The sequence below is a fragment of the Acidovorax sp. GW821-FHT09B03 genome (genome assembly GCF_059418305.1).
The window spans coordinates 64317-87668 of record NZ_JBWKPP010000016.1 but is presented as its reverse complement, the minus strand read 5'-3'; the positions used below and the strand labels follow the sequence as shown (position 1 = coordinate 87668).

Genomic DNA, 23352 nt, shown 5'->3' with positions numbered 1-23352 from the left:
TTGATGTAGCGTTTGCACAACGAAATGGCGGTCCATGCCATCCTGGTGCGGCCTGCGCGGGTTTGGGGGGCGGTGACCAGGAGGGTCTGGAAGGTCTGTGGTCTCCACGGATGGCCGCGCGCGCCGGCCATATGACAATACGGCCCATGAATTTTCGCAATATCGTTGTGCCGCTCGCGGCGGTGGGTGGCCTGGTGTTTGGCTATGTGTCCTATGGTTGGCCGGGCGTGGCGGCCGTGGGTGGGGGGCTCATGATGTGGGCGCTGCTGCATTTCACGCGCCTCATGACAGTGCTGAAAAAAGCAGCAGACCGGCCCATTGGGCACGTGGGCAGTGCCGTCATGCTCAATGCCAAGCTGCGTCCCGGGGTGAACCTCATGCATGTGGTGGCCATGACGCGGTCGCTGGGGCAGCTGCTGTCCGACGATGGCGCCCAGCCCGAGCTGTACCGCTGGACGGACGGATCGCAGTCGTTCGTGACCTGCGAGTTCAAGAACGGCAAGCTCGTGAAGTGGGAGCTGGTGCGCCCTGCCCAGGAGGACGAGGCGCCACAGGCACCGGCTCCGGTGGCCGAGCTGCCGCCAGCCCCGTAAAATCGCTCTTTTGCGACCTACAGCAACCCAAAGGACACCCATGAGCCCCGTAGTTCCCTCAATGGCCGACCGTGACGGCAAGATCTGGATGGACGGCCAGATGGTTGATTGGCGCGACGCCAAGATCCACGTGCTGACCCACACCCTGCACTACGGCTGCGGCGCGTTCGAAGGCGTGCGCGCGTACAAGACCGCCGATGGCACGGCCATCTTCCGCCTGGAAGAGCACACCGACCGCCTGTTCAACAGCGCCAAGATCCTGCGCATGAAGATCCCCTTCAGCAAGGAAGAAGTGAACGAGGCACAGAAGGCCGTGGTGCGCGAAAACAAGCTCGAATCGTGCTATCTGCGCCCATTGACCTGGATCGGCTCGCAAAAGCTCGGCGTTTCGCCCAAGGGCAACCAGATCCACCTGATGGTGGCGGCCTGGGCCTGGGGTGCCTACCTGGGCGAAGAGGGCATGCAGCGCGGCATCCGCGTCAAAACCAGCAGCTACACGCGCCACCACGTGAACATCACGATGACGCAGGCCAAGGCGGTGAGCAACTACACCAACTCCATCCTGGCCAACATGGAAGCGCTGGATGACGGCTACGACGAAGCCCTGCTGCTCGACAGCAGCGGTTTTGTGAGCGAAGGCGCGGGCGAGAACATCTTCGTGATCAAGAACGGCGTGATCTACACGCCCGACCTGTCGGCCGGTGCCCTGAACGGCATCACCCGCAACACCGTGTTCCACATCGCCAAGGACCTGGGCCTGGAGATCGTGCAAAAGCGCATCACGCGCGACGAGGTCTACATCGCCGACGAAGCCTTCTTCACCGGCACGGCGGCCGAAGTGACGCCGATCCGCGAGCTCGACCGCATCGAGCTCGGCAGCGGCAGTCGCGGTCCGATCACCGAAAAGATCCAGAGCGCGTTCTTTGACATCGTCAACGGCCGCAACCCGAAATACGCCCACTGGCTCGCAAAGGTCTGAACACCATGTCCCAAGCTGTGATCGAACTGCTGGCCAAGGACCTGAACGCCCAGGGCGGGGTCTTCTGCCCCAGCCCCAAGGCGGACATGAAGCTGTGGAACAGCCATCCCAAGGTCTATCTGGACGTGGCCCGCAGCGGTGAGGCCAAGTGCCCCTACTGCGGCACGGTGTACCGCCTCAAGGCGGGCGAGCACGTACACGCCGGCCACTGACGGATGTCGGCGGCCGCTGGCGACGCAAAGCCGTCGCCCACGCTCACGGTGGCGGTGCTCACGCACAACGAAGCCCACCGTATCGAAGCCTGCCTGCGCAGTGCCGCCTTCGCCGACCAGGTCTTGGTCGTCGACAGCGGCAGCACGGACAGCACCGTCGCCCTGGCCCAGGGGCTGGGTGCGGAGGTCCATTCCTACCCCGACTGGCAGGGCTTTGCCGTGCAGCGCAACCGGCTCTTGGCCCATGCGCGCGGCGACTACGTGTTCTTCCTCGACGCCGACGAGGTCATGACGCCCGCCTTCCAGCAAGAAGTGCAGGCCATCGTGCGCTCCGGCGCGCGCGGCGTGTGGACCATCCGCTGGCGCATGGTGGCCTTTGGCCAGGAGCTGCGCTACTTTCTGTCGCAGTCGCGCATCGAGCGGCTGTTCGTGCGCTCCATGGTCCGTGAGTTCACGGGCGTGGTGCACGAGCAGGCGCAGCTGCACCCCGAGCCCGGTGGCGCTGCCGTGCCGCGGCACCTGGTGCGCGCCCGCCTGCTGCACTACACGCGCAACTCCGTGCGCACCAGCCTCGAGAAACTCACCCAGTACGTGATGCTGGGCGCTGCCAAGCGCGCCGAACTGGGCAAGCGCGGCGGCGTGCTGCGCGGCCTGGCCTCGGGCGGCTCGATGTTCCTGCGCCTGTACCTGTTTCGCCTGGGCTTCCTGTGCGGGGGGGCCGGTTTTCTGTACTGCCTGTTCGTGGCGCTGGAGGGCTTCTTCCGCTATGCCGCGCTGCATTACGACCGCGACAGCCTGACCGGCCGGGTGATCCGGTGACGGTCCGGACCTACCGCTGGTTCGGGCGCTGTGCCAGTGTGGGCGCCTTCATGGTGCCCGGCCTGGCGCTGTGGCTGCCCTCGGGCTACTCCTATGGTGCGGCTCTGCTATTGCTGGCTGCGTTGGCCAGTGCTCCGGTGTGGTGGCGGCGCCCGGCGCCGCGTGCCGCCTGGTGGCTCACGGCGGCCTTCTCGTGCATGGCCGCGCTGTGGCTGCTCGACGTGGGCGCCACCTGGGGCTGGGGCAGTATGGATCGCCCGGTCAAGTACCTGCTGGCACTGCCCTGCATCTTCTACCTCATGACCTTCGAGCCCCGGGCCTCCTGGCTATGGATGGGCGTGGCGGTGGGGGCGGTGGGCAGCGGCCTGGTGGGCATCTACCAGATTGGCGTGCAGCAACTGCCGCGTGCCAGCGGTTTTACCAATGCCATCCAGTACGGCAACCTGAGCATGCTGCTGGCCGTGCTCAGCGGCCTGTTGCTGGTTGTGCAGTGGCGGCGCTGGGTGGCCTGGCAACGGTTGCTGTTGGTGGCCGCCATCCTGCTGGGCGCCGTGGGCTCGGTGCTGTCGCAGTCGCGCGGCGGTTGGCTGGCCCTGGTGCTGCTGCTGCCGGTGTGCGCCTGGCTGCTGGTGCGCACCACCGGGCAACGGCGCGTGTACTGGGGCCTGTGCGTGCTGGCCATCGCGGCGGCGGCGCTGTCCCAGGTGCCAGCCGTGGAGCAGCGCGTGGACGAGGCGCGCCAGGAAATGCAGATCTACCAGCAGCGCGGTGATGGCCGCAGCTCGGTGGGCCAGCGCCTGGCCCACTGGCAGCTGGCCTGGCAAATGGGCTGGGACCGGCCGCTCACCGGCTGGGGCCGGGCCGGCTACGAGCAGGAAAAGGCGCGCCGCGTGGCCGCCGGCCTGGCGCACCCCGTGGTGCTCGAATTCGGCCATGCCCACAACGAGGTACTGGACCTGTTTGCCAAGCGTGGCCTGCCCGGTGTGTTCCTGCTGCTGGCCTTCTACGGCATTCCGCTGGTGATGTTCTGGCCCACGGCCCGGCGCATCCGCGACGGTGCGGGCAAGATGGACCGCGAATCGCTCTCGCTGTGCCTGGTCGGCGTGATGCTGCCGCTGTCCTACATCGGCTTCGGCCTGACCCAGGTCTTCCTGGCGCACAACAGCGGCAACATGTTCTACCTCTTCATGTGCCCGCTGGTGCTGGCGGCCCTGCATGAGCGGCGTGCGCGCATCGGCTGCGGCCGTCCTTTCTGAACAGGCTTCCCAGATGCATATCCTGCTGGTCAACAACTCCCCCATCCCGGTGTACGGCTACGGCGGTACCGAGCGCGTGATCTGGGACCTGGGCAAGACCCTGGTGCAATTGGGCCACCGCGTGAGCTACCTCGTGCCCGAAGGCAGCAGCTGCGACTTTGCCCAGGTGTTGCCGATCAAGCCCGACGAGCCCTGGGACGGCCAGATTCCGGCCGACGTGGACATCACCCACTTCCAGTTCAACCCGCGCAGCGAGCCTTCGCGCCCCTACCTGGTCACCGAGCACGGCAACGCGCGCAAGCCCAAGCCGCTGCCGCTGAACACCGTGTTCCTCTCGCGCAACCATGCGGCGCGCTATGGCTCGACCGAGTTCGTCTACAACGGCCTCGATTGGTCGGCCTATGGCCCGGTGGACTTCGAGCGCCCGCGCGACCACTACCACTTCCTGGGCAAGGCGGCCTGGGGCGTGAAGAACGTGGCCGGCGCCATCAAGGTGGCCAAGCTGGCGGGCGTGGAACTCGACGTGCTGGGCGGTGACCGCATCAACTTCAAGCGCGGCTTTCGCTGGACGCTGTCGCGCAAGATCCACTTCTTCGGCATGGTCGGCGGCACGCGCAAGAACGAGCTGCTCAACGCCTCGCGCGGCCTGATCTTTCCCGTGCGCTGGCACGAGCCCTTCGGCCTGGCCGTGATCGAGAGCCTGTACTTCGGCTGCCCGGTGTTCAGCACGCCCTACGGTGCGTTGCCCGAACTGGTGCCCGCCGAGTGCGGCAGCCTGTCGGCCAGCGCCAGCGCCCTGGCCGAGGCCGTGCGCACCCACAAGGCCGACCCGCGCGCCTGCCATGCCCATGTGCAGCAACATTTCAGCGCCGAGGCCATGGCACGCGGCTACCTGCGCTACTACGAGCGCGTGCTGGCCGGCGAGGTGCTGCACCGCGAACACCCGGTCATCCAGGGTACAGCGCGCGACCTGCCCTGGACGCGCTGAGCGGCGTGCTTCAGCGCGCAGCGCCCACGCGCGCGCTGGCCTGCTTCCACTCCTCTTCCAGCAGCGCCACCAGGGCACTGGCGGACATGGGCCGCACGGCCTCTACGCCCTGGCCAGCCCAGAGCGACAGGTAGTCGGCCCGGCCGGCCTCGTTCGAGGCCTTGCGCAGCGCGCCCGTGAAGGCGTTCTGCACGGGGTAGGGCGGCACGGCGGCCTCATCGGCCTGCAGCCGGTCCATCAGCGCGTTGACGATGCCGCGCGCGTGGCGCCCGGTGAGGGCCCGCGTGGTGCGCGTGTCGGTGCCCTTGGCACTCGCCAGCGCCTGGCGGTAGGGGGCGCCGATGCCCGATTCGTCGCAGGACAAAAAGGCCGTGCCCATCTGCACCGCCTCGGCCCCCAGGGCCTGGGCCGCGGCGATGCCGCGCCCGTCCATGATGCCGCCGGCCGCGACCACGGCCACGCCGCGCGGCTGCAGCACGTCCACGCAGCGCGGCACCAGGGCCATGGTGCCGATCATCGAGGAGGCGAAATCGCCGAGGAAGGTGCCCCGGTGCCCGCCCGACTCCATGCCCGAGGCACAGACCCCGTCGGCCCCCACGTCGGCCCAGGCCACGGCCTCGGCCACCGTGGTGGCCGTGCCGATCACATAGCAGCCCGCGGCATGCAGGCGCTCCACCTGTGCGGCAGACAGGATGCCGAAGGTGAAGCTGGCCACCGCCGGGCGCGCGGCGATCAGCGCGTCGAACTGCGCCGCGAAGTCCTCGCACCAGCGTGCGGGCACGGCCGGCTGCTGGCCGAACTCGGCATACAGCGGGGCGAGCCGCGCCACGGCGGCGTCCACGGTGGTGGCGTCGGGCGCGGGCGTGTCCTGCACGAAGAGGTTCATGCAGAACGGCTGGTCGGTGCGCCGGCGTACCTCGGCGGCCGCCTCGATCATGGCGGCGGGCGAGCGCATGCCGCAGCCCAGAGAGCCCAGCCCGCCTGCAGCGGAGACGGCAGCGGCCAGGGCCGGCGTGTCGGAACCGGTCATCGGGCCCTGGACGATGGGCAGGCGAAGCGAAAGGGCGGTGCGAAGGCTGCGGTCGGTCATGGCGGACTCCTGGAACGGGGGAAAGAGAAAACGGTCAGGCGGCAGACAGTGCCTGCTGCAGGGCATCGAGCGCGCTGGAGCGGTAGCCCTTGCGCCAGGTGAGCAGGGTGTCGATGCGGGTGATGGGCTGGTGGCTCAACATCCCGGCGTGGGGCGTCATGGCCAGCACCGAGCGCGGCACGATGCCCGCGCAACTGCCGGCGGCCACGCAGGCCAGGATGGCATGGTAGGAGCCCAGTTCCAGCACCTGCATGGGCTGCGACCGGGGAGCGAACCAGTCCTGACCGATGCGGCGGTAGGTGCAGCCCGGCTCGAAGACCGCGAGCGTGCCGGGCTGTACGTCCTCGGGCCCGGCCACGGCAGGGTGGCCGGCGGGCAGCACCAGCAGCAGGTCTTCGGTGAACACGGGCCGGGTCTCGAGTGCCGCATCCGGGGCCTGGCCCGGGGGCCAGGCCACCAGCACCGCGTCGAGCGCATGGGCGCGCAGCCGTTCCACCAGTTCGCGGGTGGGGGCGGTCGACAGCTCCAGCGCCACGCCCGGCCATTGGCCGTGCAGGCGCGCCAGTGGTACCGGCAGGCGGCTCGCGGCCGTGCTTTCCATCGAGCCCAGGCGCAACCGGCCGCCTGGCTGGCCCGGGCGCACCGCCTGGCGCGCCTCTTCGGCCAGCGCCAGCAGCCGGTCGGTATAGCCCAGCAGCACCTGCCCCTCGGGCGTGAGCGCCATGCGCTTGCCTTCGCGCAGGAACAGCGGGGTGCCCAGGTCCGCCTCCAGCTGGCGCACCCGGGTGGTCACATTCGACTGCACGCGACCCAGCCGCTCGGCCGCGCGCGTGACGCTGCCTTCGGCCGCCACGGTGCGAAAGATGTCCAGGGCCGCAAGGTCCAGCAAGGATGCAGAAGATTCAACCATCTTGAAATAGTATGAATTACAAAAATTCAATCTCTTGATAAGATGATACGCAGCGGCATCCGCCGTGGCAACCCTCTTTGGTATCCCCGCATGGACCAGGTGTCTTCGTCCCCTTCCCCCGCCCGCGTGCAAGCTGCCGGGGTGGCGCCCTTGCAGGTCGCCCTGGCCGGCATGGTCGCCCTGGCGGTGGCCATGGGCATCGGCCGCTTCGCCTTCACCCCGCTGCTGCCCATGATGCTGCACGACGGCGTGGTCGACATCGCCAACGGCAGCTGGCTGGCCACGGCCAACTATGCCGGCTACCTTGCCGGAGCGCTGCTGTACATGGCCCTGCCCTGGATCGGCCGCCGCCTGGGCACCACCGTCCCGAGCAACGCGGCATTGGCGCGCGGCGGGCTGGTGGCCACGGTGCTGCTGACCGGGGTGCTGGCGTTTCCCTGGCCCGCGTCGTGGCCGTTGCTGCGCTTTCTCGCGGGCGTTGCGAGTGCCCTGGTGTTCCTGGGCACGGCCAACTGGTGCATGGGCCAGTTCACCCGACTGGGGCAGCCCCAGCTTGCCGGCCTGATCTTCTGCGGACCGGGCCTGGGCATCGTGGCCACGGGCCTGCCGACCGGGGCCATGGTCGCGGCGGGCTGGAGCGCGGCGGCCGGTTGGGCCACGTTTGCCGCGCTGGCGGCCGTGCTGTGCGCGGTGGTCTGGCAGGTCTTGCGCGCTGGCGAGGCGCCCGGCGCAGCGGCCGGCGGGCCCGCCGCCGTCCAGGCCCTGCCTGCCGCGCATCCCGTGGCGCAGCGGGCCCTGCATGCGCTGGCCTATGGCCTGGCGGGCCTGGGCTACATCGTCACGGCGACCTTCCTGCCCGTGATCGCGCGCGCCGCTTTGCCGGCCGGCTCGGCATGGCCCGACCTGTTCTGGCCCGTGTTCGGCGCCGGGGTGGCACTGGGTGCCTGGCTGTCGACACGCATCGCACCGCACCGCGACCGCCGCTGGTTGCTGGCCGGCGCCTACCTGCTGCAGGCGGGCGGCATTGCACTGGGCGTGTTGTGGCCTGGGCCGGCAGGTTTTGCGCTCGGCAGCCTGCTGCTGGGCCTGCCGTTCACGGCCATCACCTTCTTTGCCCTGCAGGAGGCGCGGCACCAGTGGCCGCAGGCCGGCGCGGGCTTCACCGGGCTGCTTACCGCGCTCTATGGCATCGGCCAGATCGCCGGGCCGCCCATGGCGGCTGCGCTGCTCGCGCAGGCCGGTTCACGGGCGCAGGGTTTCGACTGGGCGCTCGCCGTGGCGGGCTCGGTGCTGGTGTTGGGCGCCGGGCTCTACGCCTTCATGGCGCGGCGCTGGCCGAAGTGACCGGCAGCCGCAGCACGAAACAGGCACCGTTGCTGCCGTCGGGCCGGTCCTCGCAGAACACCACGCCGTTGTGGCGCCCGGCGATCGATCGCACGAGCGACAGGCCCAGGCCGACGCCGCCCGCGCGCTCGCTGGCACCCGGCAGGCGGTAGAAGGGCTCGAAGATGCGCTCGCGCTGGCTGCTGGGCACGCCCGGACCCTGGTCGCACACGCGAACCTCGGCATGGCCCTGGCTGCGGTGCACGACCACGCTGATCTCGCCCGTGCTGTAGCGCCGGGCGTTCTCGAGCAGGTTGCGGATGGCCCGGCGCAGCAGCTTGGAGACGCCGCGCACGTCCACCGCATCGGGGCTGGCGCCGACGTCCAGGTCGGCATCCACGCGCGCGCATTCCTCGGCGGCCAGGCCCACCAGGTCCACCGTCTCCACCGTGCCCACATCGGCCTCGCGTGCGTCCAGCCGGCTGGCCAGCAGGATCTCGTCGACCAACTGGTCCAGCTCGGCGATGTTGCGCAGGATCTCGGCGCGAAAGGCGGGCGAGGGCTGTTGCCCGCCCATGAGCTCCATGCCCATGCGGATGCGCGTGAGCGGCGAGCGCAGTTCGTGCGAGGCGTTGGCCAGCAGCGACTTGTGCGACTTGACCAGGGTCTCCACCCGTGCGGCAGCGGCATTGAACTGGCGCGCCAGGTCGGCCACTTCGTCCTGGCCCTGCTCGGGCACGCGCACCGACAGGTCGCCTTCGCCGAAATGCTTGACGCTGCGCTGCAGCGCCTCCAGCCGCAGGGTCAGGCGCCGGATGATGGGGTATACGCCCACCGCCACGGCCAGGCCCACGATGCCCAGCAGCCACAGGAAGCCGAAGGGGGGGCGGGTCCAGAACGCGGCATCACCGCCGCCCGGGCGGCCGCCGCGGTTCTGCGGGCGCGGCGCCATCTGCAGCACGAAGGTCTGCCCGGTGTCGGATTCGATGTGGAATTCCACGTTCTCGCCGGGTTCCGACGGCTGCCGCGCCGCGGGTCCGCGAAACACGACCTCGCCCTTGGCATCGCGCAGCACCATCTCGCGCGAGGGCGGCACGAAGGGCTGGTTGTTGCTCGCCTTCTGCTCCTCGGCGATGCGCCAGGCCCAGCCCACGACCAGCGTAAGCACGGCGATGCCGCCGACCACGGCCAGCCAGATGCGCAGGTACAGGCGCCGGGCGAAGGGGTTGGAAAGGCTCACAGGGCGTCAGTCCTGCTGCTTGGCGAACACATAGCCCACGCCGCGCACGGTCAGGATGCGGCGCGGGTTCTTGGCGTCCACCTCGATGGCCGCGCGGATGCGGCCCATGTGCACGTCGATGGAGCGGTCGAAGGCTTCGAGCTCGCGGCCGCGCACGGCCTCCATGATCTGGTCGCGCGTGAGCACGCGGCCCGCGCGCTCTGCCAATGCCACGAGCAGGTCGAACTGGTAGGAGGTCAGGTCCGCCGGCTGGCCGCCCACGGTCACGGTGCGCGCATCGCGGTCGATCTCCAGCGTGCCGAAGCGCAGGGCCTGGGCCGCGGGCGTACCGCCATCGGTGCGGCGGCGCAGGATGGCGCGGATGCGCGCCAGCAGCTCGCGCGGCTCGAAGGGTTTGGGCAGGTAGTCGTCGGCGCCGAGTTCCAGGCCGATGATGCGGTCCATGGGGTCGCCCTTGGCCGTGAGCATCAGCACCGGCACCTGCGCGGCCGGGCCCTGCAGCGAGCGGATGCGGCGGCACACCTCCAGGCCGTCCATGTCGGGCAGCATCAGGTCCAGGATCACCAGGTCGGGCAGGGCGGCCGCGTCGGGGCCCTGCAGCTCGGCCAGGCCGCTCTTGCCGTCGGCGCGGTGCGTCACCGCCAGGCCGGACTGGCCCAGGTACTCGCCCACCATCTCGGCGAGGCGGGCATCGTCTTCGATCATCAGCAGTTGGGAGCTCATGGGTTCAGTGTATTGGGTACACCCCGATGCTCGTCCAAAGGCGTCACGCCGTGTTGAAGCCCCTGTAAAGCTCCCGTAAACCTGGATCCTGCCCGGGCCGCTGGCCAGCTATGCAATGCATAGCATCGGATCCTTCATTCGCGCGTGATATCGGCGATTTTGACCCGGGAGGCCAGCCACACTATGGCCAGCACGGGCACGCCCAGCAGCGCGGTGGCCGTGAAGAAGTGGGCATAGCCGAACAGGTCCACATAGCGCCCCGAGAAGCCTGCGAGGAACTTGGGCAGCAGCAGCATCAGCGAGCTGAACAGCGCGTACTGCGTGGCCGAATAGCTCATATTGGTCAGGCTCGACAGGTAGGCGATGAAGGCCGCCGAGGCGATGCCGCTGGCCAGGTTGTCGGCCGAGACCACGGCGATCAGCGCCGTCACGTCATGCCCGTGCCCGGCCAGCCAGGCGAACAGCAGGTTGCTGCCCGCGCTGAGCAGGGCGCCCAGCATCAGGATGCGCATGACGCCGAAGCGCATGGACAGCACGCCGCCCACGAAGGCACCGACCAGCGTCATCACCACGCCGTAGATCTTGGTCACGGCCGCCACCTCGTCCTTGGTGTAGCCCATGTCCACATAGAAGGGGTTGGCCATGATGCCCATCACCACGTCGCTGATGCGGTAGACGGCGATCAGCGCCAGGATCAGCGCCGCGTGCCAGCCATAGCGCGAGAGGAAGTCGGCGAACGGGTCGATCACCGCGCCCTTGATCCACTCGGCGGCATTCCTGGCGGGGGGCAGTGCGAGCTGTGCGGGCTCGCGCGAGAACAGCACGGTGACGATGCCCACGGCCATCGACGCGGCCATGGCCAGGTAGGCGGCCTGCCAGGCGCCGTTCTGGTACCCGGCCACGGCCTGACCCACGGCGGGCGCCACCTCGGCGCGTGCGGCGATCCACAGCACGCCCGCGCCGGCCCAGATCATGGCCAGGCGGTAGCCCGTCTGGTAGGAGGCCGCCAGCGCTGCCTGGTAGCGCGCATCGGCCGATTCGATGCGAAAGGCGTCGAGCGCGATGTCCTGCGTGGCCGAGCCGAAGGCCACGGCCAGCGCGCACCATACGATGGGCCCCAGCATTTCGCGCGGGTCCGCCATGGCCATGCCCACGAGGCCCGCCACCACCACCAGTTGCGACAGCAGCAGCCAGCTGCGCCGCCGGCCCAGCCAGCGCGTGAGCAGGGGCAGGGGCATGCGGTCCACCAGCGGTGCCCAGACCCATTTGAAGCCATAGGCCAGGCCCACCCAGCTCAGGTAGCCGATGGTGCTGCGGTCGATGCCCGCCTCGCGCAGGCGAAACGAGAGCGTGCCCAGTACCAGCAGCAGCGGCAGGCCGGCCGAGAAGCCCAGCGTGAGCATGCGCAGGCTGGCGGGCTCCAGGTAGATGCGCAGGGTCTGCAGCCAGGAGGGGCGCGGGGCCGGGGGAATGCCGGTGGTGGGGGAGGTGTCTGACATGGGTGCCTGGGTTTTTGTCTATTATTCCTGCATGTGCATGCTCTGCCCCTCTCCCATTGCCGCGCCGTCATCGATGTGGTCGGCGCGCCGCGCGTTTCTTCTGGCTGCGGGGGCGGGCGCCATGGCCCCGGCCATCGCCCAGGTGGATGTGGGCACCTCCTCCACCCTGCGCAAGCTGATACCGGCCGAGACGCTGGAGCGGTCCGCCGCGCAGCAGTACCAGCAGATGATGGAACAGGCCCGCAGCAAGCGCGCGCTGGCGCCCGACGATTTTCCGCAGCTGCAGCGCCTGCGCGCCATCGCGCAGCGGCTGATCCCGCACACCAAGCCCTGGAACGAGCGGGCAGGCCAGTGGCGCTGGGAGGTGAACCTGATCGGCAGCAAGCAGATCAATGCCTTCTGCATGCCCGGCGGCAAGATCGCCTTCTACACCGGCATCCTCGACCAGCTCAAGCTCACCGACGACGAGGCGGCGATGATCATGGGCCACGAAATGGCCCATGCGCTGCGCGAGCATGCGCGCGAGCGCCTGGCCAAGACCCAGGCCACCAACATCGGCCTGCGCCTGGGCTCGCAGCTGCTGGGCCTTGGAGACCTGGGCAATGCCGCGGCCAGCCTCGGCGGCCAGTTGCTCACGCTGCAGTTCAGCCGTTCGGACGAGAGCGATGCCGACCTGGTGGGCCTGGAGCTGGCCGCGCGCGCCGGCTACCAGCCCGAGGCTTCGGTGAGCCTGTGGAAGAAGATGGGCAATGCCACGGGCAACAAGCAGGGCGGTCTGGCCTTCCTGTCCACCCACCCCTCGGGCCCGGCGCGCATCGAGCAGTTGCAGGCCAACGTTCCCAAGGTGCAGAAGCTGTACGAGGCCGCGCGCAAGGGCTGACGGTCCGGATCGATCTACCCGGCCGTCACGCGGTTGCGGCCGTTGTTCTTGCTCTGGTAGAGCGCCTGGTCGGCCCGCGCGATGGCCGCCTGCAGGTCGTCGCCATGGGCCACCTGCGCCACCCCGAAGGACATGCTCAAAGGCACCGCCTGGCCCTGGCAGTCCATCTCGATCTGCTCCATCGCCACGCGGATGCGCTCGGCCACCTCCAGGGCCGACGACAGGGGGCTGGCGGGCATCAGCGCCAGGAACTCCTCGCCGCCCCAGCGCGCGATCACGTCGCTCTCGCGCAGGTTGCGCGCGAGCACGCTGGCCACCGTGACCAGTACGCGGTCCCCCATGGCGTGGCCGTGGCGGTCGTTGACCTGCTTGAAATGGTCGATGTCGCACAGCAGCAGCGCCACCGGTTCACCGGTGCGCTGGATACGCGTCAGCGTGTGCCCCGCGAGGGTGTGGAAATGGGCGCGGTTGTTCAACCCGGTCAGCGCATCGAGCGTGGCCTGCTTGAGCAGCCGGTTCTCGGCGATGAGGATGGTGCGGCGGTAGAACGCCGCCAGGGCCGCGAACATGCCGAACACGATGCACACATGGATGGTGTTGACCACCTGCTGGCCCTTGCCGGCCAGGGGCGCCAGGGCGCCCCAGTGGTCGCACGCGAAGCGCAGGCCCAGGTAATAGGCCAGCAGTGCCAGCACCATCGGTATGGCGTAGCGGCCCGAGTTGGCGATCACGATGGCCGGGATGAACAGCCACAGGTAGTAGTGGAAGCCGCTGTCCCAGCCCACCAGCAGCGAGCCCAGCGCCGAGTGGACGATCACCTCCAGCCAGATCAGCAGGATGCCGGCCGTGTTGCGGCGCCGCTGGATGAGCTGGTAGGCGCCCAGGTACATGCCGATGCTGACCAGGTTGACCAGCGCCAGCGGCACCGAGCCCAGCCAGAGAAAGAGCAGGATGTAGCCGCAATCGATGGCTGCGGCCGTCAAGGCCACCCGCTGCGCCATGGCCCAGTAGGCCTTGCCGGCGACACTGGAGCCGCGCTGTGGAATGGCGAACGGGCGGGGGGGATGGGCGGTGGAAACGGTGCTTGCGGGGGATGCCATGGCAGGACGATGCCCGGCACGCGCCTCCGACCGCCGGGATTGTTAACAGAATGTCACATCCTAGGAAGCTGGCGGTTCGTGGATCGGCGGATCAGGCCGGGGAAAGTATGCCAGTTGTCACAACACGGTGCAGGGCCCCACGGCGCATCACCGGCGGCGCGCCCCGGCTACCCGGCCTGAACGGGCTGCCAGTCCACCGCCACGGGGCTCTTGCGCGAGAACAGCTCCACATGCGAGTCGATGGCGAACTGCACGCGCGCCAGGCTGGCGTCGTCCTCGGCGCTGCAGTCGAAATGCAGGGCCGCGTCGTCGGCCCGCAGCACGCACAGCCCCCAGGGGAAGTGGGCCTGGCCCTGGTGCTCGTCGTAGGTGACGCTGATCTTGCGCGTGAAGTGGTAGCACAGGCGCTGCAGGTAGCGGCTGGCTTCGGGCGTGGGCACATGGCCCTGGCGTCGCATCATGGGGTCGTGGTCGTCGTTGGGATGGAAAGCGGGTGGTCGAGGGGCAGCGCGGTATCGGCCAGCACCAGCAGGTTGCCCAGGGAGCAGCGCTCCACCCGGGCCTGCACGCCGTAGGCGCGCTGCAGCAGCGCGGGCGTGAGCACCTGGGCGGGGTCGCCCGCAGCCAGCACGCCACCGCCGCCCAACACCAGCACCTGCTGGCAAAAGCGCAGCGCGAGGTTCAGGTCGTGCACCGCCACGAGGCCGATGGCGCCCTGCTGCTGCACCAGGGCGCGCACCGCCTGCAGCACCTGCAGTTGCCAGCGCAGGTCGAGCGCGCTGGTGGGCTCGTCCAGCAGCAACAGCCGGGGCTCGCGCACGATGACCTGGGCCAGGCCCACCATCTGCCGCTGCCCGCCCGAGAGTTCGTCGAGCCGGCGCAGCGCCAGCGCCTGCAGGCCCAGCGATGCCACGACCGACTCGATGGCCGCCTCGCGCCGTGCGGCGCTCCACTCGCTGCGGCCGGCGCGCAAGGCGCTTTGCCAGGTTTCGTAGGCCACGAGCGAGGTGCTCTGTGGCAGGGCCTGCGGCAGGTAGCCCACGCGGCGCAGGCGCTCGCGCGGGACCAGGCCCGCAAGGTCGGCGCCCTCCAGCAGCACCCGCCCCTGCGCCGGGCGCAGGCCCGCAATCGCCTTGAGCAGGGTGGACTTGCCCACGGCATTGGGGCCCACCACGGCCACCAGCGTGCCGGGGGGGATGCCGTCCACAGCCACGCCTTGCAGAACGGGCCGCCCCGGATAGCCGGCGGACAGGCCTTCGAGCGCAAAGCCCGCCGTCATGCCAGCCTCCGTTGGCGCAGCACCAAGGCCATGAACAGCGGCACGCCGACCAGCGCCGTGATGATGCCGATGGGCAGCACCACGCCGGGAATCAGCGCCTTGCTCAGGATGGAGGCGAGCGAGAGCATCAGTGCCCCTGCGAGCGCGCTGCCCGGCAGGTAGTAGCGGTGGTCTTCGCCGAGCAGCATGCGCGCGATGTGCGGTCCCACCAGGCCGACGAAGCCGATGGTGCCCGTGAACGACAGGGCCGTGGCGGCCATCAGGCTCACGCGCAGCAGCGTCACCAGCCGCAGCCGCTCCACGGGGATGCCGACGCTGCGCGCCTGGTCCTCGCCCGCGCGCAGGGCCGTGAGCGCCCAGGCCTGGCTGGCCGACCAGAGCATGCAGGCGCCGAGCACGGTGCCGACGATGGCGATCTTGGTCCAGGTGGAGCGGACCAGGCTGCCCATGGTCCAGAACACGATCTGCTGCAGCGCATTGCTGTCGGCGATGAACTGCAGCAGCCACAGCAGGGCCTCGAAGCTGAACAGCAGCGCAATGCCGAACAGCACCACCGTGTCCACCGTCGCGCCCTGGCGCCAGGCCAGCAGCTGGATCAAGGCGGTGGCGCAGGCCGCGCCCGCAAAGGCGCACAGCGGCACGGCCAGGTTTTCGCCAAAGGCCAGCAGCGTGAAGCCGCTGACCACAGCGGCCGATGCGCCCACCGCCGCCGCGGCCGACACGCCCAGCGTGAACGGGCTGGCCAGCGGGTTGTTGAGCGCCGTCTGCATCTCGGCGCCGGCCAGGCCCAGGCTGGCGCCGACCAGCACCGCCATCACTGCATAAGGCAGGCGCACTTCCCAAAGAATGACCTGCTGCGCCTGCGGCAGGCTGGCCGGCGCAAACAGGCCGCGCAGCACGTCGGCAAAGGCGAAGGTCGAGGGACCGATGGCGATGTCGGCTACCACGCTCGCGCACAGCGCCGCGAGCAGCGCGCCTAGCAGCACCAGCCGCAGGCGCACGAACTGCCGGTAGCGCTGGGCCAGCGTGTCGGAGGGAGAGGAAGGCACGGGTGGATTCACTGTTTGGAGGGGGTCGAACGCCAAGGGGGCTCAGCGCGGTTGCTGGGCCAGGGCCAGCGCGTCGATCAACGCGGGCGCCATCACGCTGCCATGGTCCTCGCCGGCCAGCACTTCCATCTGCACCGCGAGCTCGGGCCACTGCAGCGCCCTGAGCTGCGCAGCCAGCGCCTGCGTGCGTTCCAGCATGCGCCGCTCGCGCTGCACCGCGGCGCGGGCCGGGGTGGCGGCGGCCTCGGCCGTCTCCAGGCTGCCGATGCGCAACTGCAACTGCGCACGGAAGGGGCGCGGCGCGCCGGCATGGGCCTGCACGAAGCGCTCGGCCGTGCCCATCACCTGGCCGTTGTTCCACCACACCGAGGGGCTCGTCGCCGCATAGCGGGTGAACTGGGTGGGCCGCGTGAACAGCGCATGCAGCACCAGCAGGCCGCCGAACGAGTGTCCGCTGAGCGTCTGACGCTGCGGGTCCACCGGCAGGGCGGCCGCCACGCGCGGCTGCAGCTCGCGCGCGATGAAATCGAGCAGTACCTCGGCCCCGCCCGCCTGGGCCGTGGCACTGCCGCCGGGCGCGGGCGGCGTGTAGTCGCGCTGGCGCTCGGCGGGGTGGATGGTCGCATCGCCCGGGTGGCCAATGCCGACCACGATGGCCGCGTCGGTGCGCAGCTCGCCGGGCCGGCCCGCGCCATTGCGCGCCAGCTGCGCGGCCAGCGCGAACGAGGCATTGCCGTCCAGCAGGTACAACACCGGGTGGCCCGTGGCCGGGGCCGGCCCGGCAGGGCGCTGCACCCAGATGCGCCAGGTGTGGCCGCTCACGGGGTCGCGCAGGTCCATCTGGTGCGTGCCGGGCAATTGCACGGCGGGCGCCTGCAGCAGCTGGCCGGGCTGCGGTGGCGCGGTGGTGCAGCCGGCCAGCCACAGGCTGGCGCCCGTGGCCAGCAGCGCGCGGCGGGCGCTGCAGTGCAGGGGATCGGCGCCCACCATCAGAGGCTGGTCCAGTACACGCCGGTCAGCGGGATGGGCTGGAAGCGCTGGAACATCGCCTGCAGCGTCTCGCGCGGGTCCAGGTCGGCGAACAGCTCGGGGTGCTGCCACTTGGCGAACACCTGCACTGCGACCACGTTGAAGGGCGAGTTGTAGTAGTGGTGCCAGATGGCGTGGGCGCGGCCCGGCTGCTGCACGGCCTGCAACTGGGCGATGCCGCGGCGCTGCGTGGCGCGCACCAGCGAGGCGCGCGCGGCCTCGGGCGTGGCGTCGGCGCCGAGCACGATGCGCAGCGGCGACTTCTGCACCGTGGCCATGCTGCCGATGCCCGTGCCGATGTACAGCTGCGGCTGCGTGGCGATCAGGAACTCGGGGTTCAGCGTGCCGTGCTCGCCGGGGATCAGGCCGCGCGCCACATTGTTCGCGCCGCCCGCATCCATGAGCAGGCCGACCAGGCCCACCATGGTGGCGCAGCACTCGTCGGACAGGCCCACGCGGTTCTCCAGGAACACCGTGGGGTGGCGGGTGCTGGCCGGCGCATTGCGCAGGCGCGACTCCACGCGCTCGAGCTGGGCGCGCCAGAAGGCCACGAACTCGTCGGCCTCCTTGCGCTTGCCCAGCACCGCGCCCAAGAGCTCCATGCTGCGCACCGTGTTCTTGAGCGGGTCGTGGCGGAAGTCGATGAACACCACGGCCACGCCGGCGGCTTCCAGCCGTGCCAGGGTCTCGCGGTCGTTCTTGCTCGGGCCGTGGCCGCCCGCCAGGCCCAGGATGGCGACCTGCGGGCGCAGCGCGATGGCCTGCTCGTCGCTGAAGCTGCCGCTGCTGTTGCGGCCCACGCGCGGCACCTTGTCGATCTGCGGAAAGCGGCTGCGCCACTGTGCGTAGCCGGCCTCGTCCAGGCTCTCGTAGTCGCCCATCATTCCCACCAGGCGGCGGGCCGGGTCGTCGCGCTCGAACACGGCCAGGGCGGGCAGCAAGCGGCCTTCACCCAGCAGGATGCGCTCCACCTTGGCCGGCAGCTTGACGCTGCGGCCGGCCAGGTCGGTCACGGTCTGGGTGGCGCCAGCGGCTGGCTGCGCGTGCAGGGGCGGGCACCACAGCACCAGCAGCGAGAAAAGGCCGGAAAAGGCGAACAGCGCCGCGGCGCGCAGGAAGAGGAGGGGCATGGTCGGCGGTCAGTCAGTGCAAACGTGGCAGAAATGTCCCAGGATGAGAAACTTCACTATTGAGAATCATTTGCATTTATTGTGACAGCTTGCTAGCATCCCATGCCCGCGGGCCCGCCGTGTTTGCCCCGCAAAGAAAAACCTTTGCGCCAGCGGCCCGCGTCCGCGCCCCTGTCCCCCCTTCTTTTTCACCCGACCGCCCATGTCCGTTGTCAGCCCGTTGAACGTCACGTCTGCGGCGCCTGCGTCCGCAGGCATGCAGGCATCGCTGCAGCGCCATCTGAAGCGCCTGCACGTGCTGCGTCCGGGCCTGCACCTGCACGCCGATGACGTGGCCGACGCGCAGGACTTCCGCGCCAGCGGCGACATGGAGGCCGGCCTGCGCATCGTCGTGCTGCTCGAAGGCTCGGTCGACGTGAGCTATGGCCCGCGCCGGGTGGCCTTGTCCAGCCTGGCCGACTACGCCGTGCCGCAGCGCGCACGCGCGCCGGGTCCCGGCCTGCCGCGCGCCCTGATGGTGTCGGTGGCGCAGCCCGAGCGCTTCGAGCGCCGTGCGCGCGGTGGCTCCTATGCCCGGCGGGTGAGCGTAGGCCTGGGGGCCGAGTGGCTGGAGCAGGTGGCCGGGCCATCGGCGTCCGACGCCATCGACGACTTTCGCCGCCAGCACCTGGCCATGCACCACTGGCAGCCCTCGGCGCGCATCACCGCGCTGGCCGAGCAGATCACCCGCGCGCCCGACCTGAGCCCGCTGCTGTTGCACCTGTACCTGGAAAGCCGGGCGCTGGAGCTGGTGGGCGAGGCCTTGGGCAGCCTGGACCAGCATGCCAGCGGCCCGGCACCGGCCCCCGTGCCGGCCCCGGCGCCCATGCCCCCGGCCCTGCGCCTGCTGCCGCACGAACACCGGCGCATGCGCGACCTGCACGCCTTTTTGCAGACCGAAGGCGCCATGGACCTGTCGCTCGATGCGCTGGCGCGCCAGGCCGGCACCAATGCCAACACCCTGCAGCGGCACTTCAAGGCGGTGTACGGCACCACGGTGTTCGACTTCGTGCGCGAATCGCGCCTGCAGCGCGCGCGCCAGGCGCTGGAGCGCGATGGATTCTCGGTCGCGCAGGCGGCCCTGGTGGCGGGCTACAACAGCGCAGCCAACTTTGCCACGGCCTACCGCAAGCGTTTCGGCATGCCGCCCAAGCTCGCGCGTGGCCGGGTTTGAGGGCGCTGCGGCAAACATCTTTGTTGCCCGCGCAAACACGGGCGTGCAGGCCGCGTGGAATCATCGTCGGCACAACTTGCAACCAGGTTGCCTGCCGGATTCCACGGCCGCCGCGCCCCCAGTGCGCCGGTGCGGCCCAGGGGGTGAATCGCAATCATTCCGCTTTCTCTCGGCCTCCGGTGGGGCCTGGTTCTTCGTCTTCCATGCTTCTTTCCAGGACCACCAATGCACACCACACGCCGCCCGACCCGGGGCACTTTCCAAGCCCAGCCCTTTGCCCTGCGCCAGATCGCCCAGGCCTGCGCGTGGACCCTGCTCGCGGGCAGCGGTGCGGCCATGGCCCAGCAGGCCACCACGGCGCCCTCGCTCAAGGAGGTGACCGTGAACGCCGCCCCTGAATCCCCGGAGAGCCTGCCTGCCGCAGCGCCCGGCGGCCAGGTCGCCAAGGGTGCGCGCCTGGGGATCCTGGGCAATGTGGGCGTGATGGACACGCCGTTCAACACCACCGCCTACACGGCCGAAGGCATTGCCGACCAGCAAGCCCAGACCATTGGCGCGGTGCTCAAGAACGACCCTTCCGTGCGCATGACGACCAATGAAGGCCACGTGGTGGAGAACTTCATCATCCGCGGCTTCGGCGTGTCGGCCAACTCCCTGGCCATCAACGGCGTGTACGGCCTGGCACCCGAGCAGAACACCCCCACCGAAATGTTCGAGCGCGTGGAAGTGCTCAAGGGCCCCGGCGCCATGATGATGGGCCTGCCGCCCGCAGGCGATGTGGGCGGCGCCATCAACCTGGTGCCCAAGCGCGCCGGCAAGGACCCGCTGACCCGCGTGACCACCACGTACTCCACCCAATCCAACGTGGGCGTGCATGCCGACGTGGCGCGCCGCTTCGGCCCCGAGCAGCGCCTGGGCGTGCGCGTCAACGGCGTGCTCTCGGGCGGCGAGACCTGGCTCGACCACCAGACCAAGAAACGCGAGATCGGCCACCTGGCGCTGGACTACCAGGGCCCTGGCTGGAGCGTGGAGGCCGACGCCTACTCGCTGGCCAACAAGGTGCGCAAGGGCGTGACCATGCAGCCCATCATCACCGGCTGGACCACGGTGCCGCGCGCACCCGATGGCTCCACCAACTTCTTCTACGGCGAAGGCGTGTTCAGCAACACCGAGACCCAGGGCCTGATCGTGCGCGGCCAAGCACAGCTCAACGTCGGGTGGACGGCCTTTGCCTCCGCCGGCCGGGCCAACCATTCATACGACGGCTTCATCTTCGGCACCCGCCCCGTGTGGACCATGGCCAACGCCGCTACCGGCAATGTCACGGGCACGGCCTACAACTCCTGGGGCGAGTACGAGACCACCACGGCCGAGCTGGGCCTGCGCGGCCAATTCAACACCGGCGCCGTGGCGCACAAGCTCACGCTGGCGGCCAATGTGCTCGACTACGAGGGCGGCAGCCGCGGCAACGGCACGGCCAACATCACCAGCAACATCTTCAACCCCACGCCCATCACCATGCCTGCGGGGGCCGCCGCGTCCACCTTCACCAAGTACAACGACGATGTGCTCACCGGCCTGAGCCTGGTGGACACCCTGTCGTTCGCCGAGGACAAGCTGCAGCTCACCCTGGGCCTGCGCGCCCAGCAGGTGAACCAGAAGCTCGCCCGGTACAACGAAACCGCCGTGACCCCGCTGGTGGGCGTGGTCGCCAAGCCCTGGGGCGAGAACGTCTCGCTGTACGGCAACTACGTGGAAGGCCTGAGCGCCGGCACCACGGTGAAGGCGCCCTACGCCAACGAGGGCGAGACCTTCAAGCCCTACAAGACCCAACAGATGGAGGTGGGCGTGAAGTGGATCACGGGCGGCATCACGCAGACCGTGAGCCTGTTCCAGATCAGCAAGCCCGCACTGCTCGAAGCCAACAACCGCCAGCTGCTCGACGGCGAACAGCGCAACCGCGGCGTGGAGTGGAACATCTTCGGCCAGGTGGCCCAGGGCCTGAGCCTGCTGGGTGGCGTGGCCTACACCGAAGCCAAGCAGACCAAGACCACCCGGGGCGTGAACCAGGGCCTGGCCCAGTTCGGCGTGCCCAAGCTCACGCTGAACCTGGGCGCCGACTGGGCCATCCCCGGCGTGCAGGGCCTGGCTGTCTCGGGCCGCGTGAACCACACGGGTGCCCAATGGCTCACGGGCGACAACAGCGTCAAGCTGCCGGGCTGGACCACGCTGGACGTGGGCGCCCGCTATGCCCTGCGCGTCGGCGCCCAGCCCGTGGTGCTGCGCGCCACGGTCACCAATGTGGCCAACAAGGCCTACTACGACAGCATCTGGGGCGCAGGCCGCGTGAACGTGGGTGCACCGCGCGCGGTGCGCCTGTCGGCAGCGTTCGATTTTTAAAAGAGGAGTCTTTGCATGGGGCGATTTTTCTGGGCTAGGGGGGAGGCAGCGGCGTGTGTCCTGGTGGGCGCGTTGCTGACGGTTCCAGTCGCTGCGTACGCGTCGGCGGACGCGCCGCTCGGCCCCGGCGGGCAGGTGCAGGGCTCGCTCGCCGCCATGACCACGCGCGCCCATGGCATCACGGCCCAGCCCGGCGACATGGTGCGTGGCAGCCTCACCGGCGCCAGCATGCGCCTGGTGCTCACCAACGCCGAGGGCAAGCGCGAGCGTGTGCTGGCCACGGGCGTGGGGGAGCTGCAGGAGTTCGTCTTCGTCGCCGGAACCAAACCGCCCTATGCCCTGGAGGTGCGCGCGCCCGTGGCCGGCAGCTATGGCCTGCGCGTGACCGAGGTTGTCACCCGCGCCCAGCAGGTGCCCCCGCCCGAGGGCATCGACAGCCCGCGCATCCGCGCGCTGCAGCAGTCCCTGGCGGCAGGCGGCAGCACCGATGCTTTCTGGGCCGAGGTGCAGGGGCGCGGCGCGCCCCTGGTGGAGGCCGACGCCGAGCCCGCCAAGGACGGCTCGGTGCGCGTCACCTTCGTATGGCGTGGCGCGCAGCGCAATGCCTGGCTGTTCGGCGCGCCCTCGGGCAACCACGAGCAGCTCTCGCGCCTGGGCACATCGGACGTCTGGTACCGCAGCTACCGCGTGCCGGCCGGCACGCGCCTGGGCTACAAGCTCGCGCCCGACGTGCCCGAGCTCAATGCCTCGCCCATGGTGCGCCGCCGCGCCATCCTGGCCACGGCCCAGCGCGACCCGTTCAATGCGCGCAGCTTCCCGGACCGGCCTATCGACACCTTCGCGGGCGAATCCGTGTTCGAATTGCCCGACGCGCCACCCCAGCCCTGGGTGGCCGAGCGGCCCGGCGTGCCCAAGGGCACGGTCCAGGCGCACCGCATCACCAGCCAGGCCCTGGGCAATACCCGCGATGTCGCGCTGTACCGCCCTGCGGGCTGGCAACCGGGTGCGAGCGGCAATGCGCTGCTGGTGCTGTTCGATGGCGACACCTACCAGAAAGAGGTGCCCACCCCCACCATCCTCGACAACCTGATCGCGGCCGGCGAGCTGCCGCCCATGGCCGCCATCCTCATCAGCAACCCCAGTCGCCAGGCGCGCGGTGACGAACTGCCGCCCAACCCGGCGTTCGCCCGCTTCCTGGCCACCGAGCTCATGCCCTGGGCCCGCAGCCAGGGCGTGGCTGCCGGGCCCGCGCGCACCGTGGTCGCAGGCGCCAGCTACGGCGGGCTGGCGGCTGCCTACCTGGGGCTGCAGCACCCCGAGTGGTTCGGCAACGTGTACAGCCAGTCCGGCTCGTTCTGGTGGAATGCGCCGGGGCAGGAACCCTCATCGCTCACGCGCGACTACGTGCAGGCTCCCGTGAAGCCCGTTCGCTTCTACCTGGAGGCCGGCCTGTTCGAGGGCGGCCGCACGGGCCAGGTCGGCATCCTCGAATCCACGCGCCACCTGCGCGACGTGCTGCGTGCCAAGGGCTACCGCGTGCAGCACCGCGAATACGCAGCCGGGCACGACTACCTGCACTGGCGCGGCACCCTGGCCACCGGGCTCACCGCACTGCTGGGCAAGGCGGCCGCCGAGTAGCG

The 23352-nt window shown here is 70.0% G+C and carries 22 protein-coding genes; 11 read left to right on the top strand and 11 right to left on the bottom strand.

All coding sequences use genetic code 11. The features are described 5' to 3' along the window. Nucleotides 1-146: 146 nt before the first annotated feature. Genes AC07PA_RS24215 through AC07PA_RS24190 form a run of 6 tightly spaced genes read left to right on the top strand, consistent with a single transcriptional unit; the run spans nucleotide 147 to nucleotide 4847 of the window. Complete coding sequence (locus AC07PA_RS24215; protein WP_007859842.1) at nucleotides 147-593, top strand: hypothetical protein; 447 nt, start codon at nucleotides 147-149, stop codon at nucleotides 591-593. A gap of 40 nt (nucleotides 594-633) precedes the next feature. After that, nucleotides 634-1572 carry a branched-chain amino acid transaminase gene (locus AC07PA_RS24210; protein ID WP_145694373.1) on the top strand — a complete coding sequence of 313 codons (939 nt, stop codon included), beginning with the start codon at nucleotides 634-636 and terminating at the stop codon, nucleotides 1570-1572. Between the two features lie 5 nt (nucleotides 1573-1577). Then, complete coding sequence (locus AC07PA_RS24205) at nucleotides 1578-1784, top strand: zinc-finger domain-containing protein (RefSeq protein WP_007859839.1); 207 nt, start codon at nucleotides 1578-1580, stop codon at nucleotides 1782-1784. 3 nt (nucleotides 1785-1787) lie between these two features. After that, complete coding sequence (locus AC07PA_RS24200) at nucleotides 1788-2603, top strand: glycosyltransferase family 2 protein (protein ID WP_007859837.1); 816 nt, start codon at nucleotides 1788-1790, stop codon at nucleotides 2601-2603. Continuing rightward, entirely contained in the window at nucleotides 2600-3859 is a 1260-nt protein-coding gene (locus tag AC07PA_RS24195; RefSeq protein ID WP_007859835.1) for an O-antigen ligase family protein, read from the top strand. The genes AC07PA_RS24200 and AC07PA_RS24195 overlap by 4 nt, the downstream gene beginning before the upstream one ends. Nucleotides 3860-3872: 13 nt before the next feature. After that, entirely contained in the window at nucleotides 3873-4847 is a 975-nt protein-coding gene (locus AC07PA_RS24190; protein ID WP_494608975.1) for a glycosyltransferase, read from the top strand. 10 nt (nucleotides 4848-4857) lie between these two features. Here AC07PA_RS24190 and AC07PA_RS24185 read toward each other — a convergent pair whose 3' ends face one another. Together AC07PA_RS24185 and AC07PA_RS24180 are read right to left on the bottom strand one after the other, a co-directional pair. Beyond that, complete coding sequence (locus AC07PA_RS24185; RefSeq protein WP_494608977.1) at nucleotides 4858-5937, bottom strand: NAD(P)H-dependent flavin oxidoreductase; 1080 nt, start codon at nucleotides 5935-5937, stop codon at nucleotides 4858-4860. A 34-nt stretch (nucleotides 5938-5971) separates the two neighbouring features. Beyond that, on the bottom strand, nucleotides 5972-6823 hold the full coding sequence (locus AC07PA_RS24180; RefSeq protein WP_035206128.1) for a LysR substrate-binding domain-containing protein: 852 nt from the start codon (nucleotides 6821-6823) through the stop codon (nucleotides 5972-5974). A 114-nt stretch (nucleotides 6824-6937) separates the two neighbouring features. Here AC07PA_RS24180 and AC07PA_RS24175 point away from each other — a divergent pair, with 114 nt between their 5' ends. Beyond that, entirely contained in the window at nucleotides 6938-8191 is a 1254-nt protein-coding gene (locus AC07PA_RS24175) for a YbfB/YjiJ family MFS transporter (RefSeq protein WP_494608978.1), read from the top strand. Here the strand turns inward: AC07PA_RS24175 and AC07PA_RS24170 are convergent. The 3 genes from AC07PA_RS24170 to AC07PA_RS24160 all read right to left on the bottom strand — a co-directional run bounded on the left by AC07PA_RS24170 (nucleotide 8166) and on the right by AC07PA_RS24160 (nucleotide 11632). Continuing rightward, on the bottom strand, nucleotides 8166-9410 hold the full coding sequence (locus AC07PA_RS24170; protein ID WP_494608979.1) for a HAMP domain-containing sensor histidine kinase: 1245 nt from the start codon (nucleotides 9408-9410) through the stop codon (nucleotides 8166-8168). The genes AC07PA_RS24175 and AC07PA_RS24170 overlap by 26 nt on opposite strands. 6 nt (nucleotides 9411-9416) lie before the next feature. Next, nucleotides 9417-10133, bottom strand: coding sequence for a response regulator (locus tag AC07PA_RS24165; RefSeq protein ID WP_494608980.1), 717 nt, complete (start codon nucleotides 10131-10133; stop codon nucleotides 9417-9419). Nucleotides 10134-10267: 134 nt separating this feature from the next. Continuing rightward, nucleotides 10268-11632: an AmpG family muropeptide MFS transporter gene (locus AC07PA_RS24160; RefSeq protein WP_494608981.1), complete on the bottom strand. Its 1365-nt coding sequence runs from the start codon at nucleotides 11630-11632 to the stop codon at nucleotides 10268-10270. A 37-nt stretch (nucleotides 11633-11669) separates the two neighbouring features. Between AC07PA_RS24160 and AC07PA_RS24155 the strand changes: the two genes are divergently transcribed. Then, nucleotides 11670-12512 carry a M48 family metallopeptidase gene (locus tag AC07PA_RS24155; protein WP_494608982.1) on the top strand — a complete coding sequence of 281 codons (843 nt, stop codon included), beginning with the start codon at nucleotides 11670-11672 and terminating at the stop codon, nucleotides 12510-12512. Between the two features lie 14 nt (nucleotides 12513-12526). Here the strand turns inward: AC07PA_RS24155 and AC07PA_RS24150 are convergent, their stop codons facing one another. The 6 genes from AC07PA_RS24150 to AC07PA_RS24125 all read right to left on the bottom strand — a co-directional run bounded on the left by AC07PA_RS24150 (nucleotide 12527) and on the right by AC07PA_RS24125 (nucleotide 18099). Next, nucleotides 12527-13612: a GGDEF domain-containing protein gene (locus AC07PA_RS24150; RefSeq protein ID WP_494608983.1), complete on the bottom strand. Its 1086-nt coding sequence runs from the start codon at nucleotides 13610-13612 to the stop codon at nucleotides 12527-12529. 167 nt (nucleotides 13613-13779) lie between these two features. Next, entirely contained in the window at nucleotides 13780-14073 is a 294-nt protein-coding gene (locus tag AC07PA_RS24145) for a DUF2218 domain-containing protein (RefSeq protein WP_007859817.1), read from the bottom strand. Continuing rightward, nucleotides 14070-14891, bottom strand: a complete 822-nt coding sequence (locus AC07PA_RS24140; RefSeq protein ID WP_494608984.1) for an ABC transporter ATP-binding protein — start codon at nucleotides 14889-14891, stop codon at nucleotides 14070-14072. The genes AC07PA_RS24145 and AC07PA_RS24140 overlap by 4 nt, the downstream gene beginning before the upstream one ends. Next, entirely contained in the window at nucleotides 14888-15940 is a 1053-nt protein-coding gene (locus tag AC07PA_RS24135) for a FecCD family ABC transporter permease (protein WP_494608985.1), read from the bottom strand. The genes AC07PA_RS24140 and AC07PA_RS24135 overlap by 4 nt, the downstream gene beginning before the upstream one ends. A 42-nt stretch (nucleotides 15941-15982) precedes the next feature. Next, the gene (locus AC07PA_RS24130; protein WP_494608986.1) at nucleotides 15983-16930 is read right to left on the bottom strand and encodes an alpha/beta hydrolase; all 948 of its coding nucleotides are present in this window, start codon (nucleotides 16928-16930) and stop codon (nucleotides 15983-15985) included. Beyond that, nucleotides 16930-18099: an ABC transporter substrate-binding protein gene (locus tag AC07PA_RS24125; RefSeq protein WP_494608987.1), complete on the bottom strand. Its 1170-nt coding sequence runs from the start codon at nucleotides 18097-18099 to the stop codon at nucleotides 16930-16932. Before AC07PA_RS24125 ends, AC07PA_RS24130 begins: the two co-directional genes overlap by 1 nt. Nucleotides 18100-18301: 202 nt before the next feature. On the opposite strand from AC07PA_RS24125, the gene AC07PA_RS24120 reads away from it, so the two are divergent. From AC07PA_RS24120 to fes, 3 genes are all read left to right on the top strand, one after another. Beyond that, on the top strand, nucleotides 18302-19312 hold the full coding sequence (locus AC07PA_RS24120; protein WP_494608988.1) for a helix-turn-helix transcriptional regulator: 1011 nt from the start codon (nucleotides 18302-18304) through the stop codon (nucleotides 19310-19312). Nucleotides 19313-19537: 225 nt separating this feature from the next. After that, the gene (locus AC07PA_RS24115; protein WP_494608989.1) at nucleotides 19538-21712 is read left to right on the top strand and encodes a TonB-dependent receptor; all 2175 of its coding nucleotides are present in this window, start codon (nucleotides 19538-19540) and stop codon (nucleotides 21710-21712) included. A gap of 63 nt (nucleotides 21713-21775) precedes the next feature. Beyond that, nucleotides 21776-23350 carry an enterochelin esterase gene (gene fes / locus AC07PA_RS24110; protein WP_494608990.1) on the top strand — a complete coding sequence of 525 codons (1575 nt, stop codon included), beginning with the start codon at nucleotides 21776-21778 and terminating at the stop codon, nucleotides 23348-23350. Nucleotides 23351-23352 lie beyond the last annotated feature (2 nt).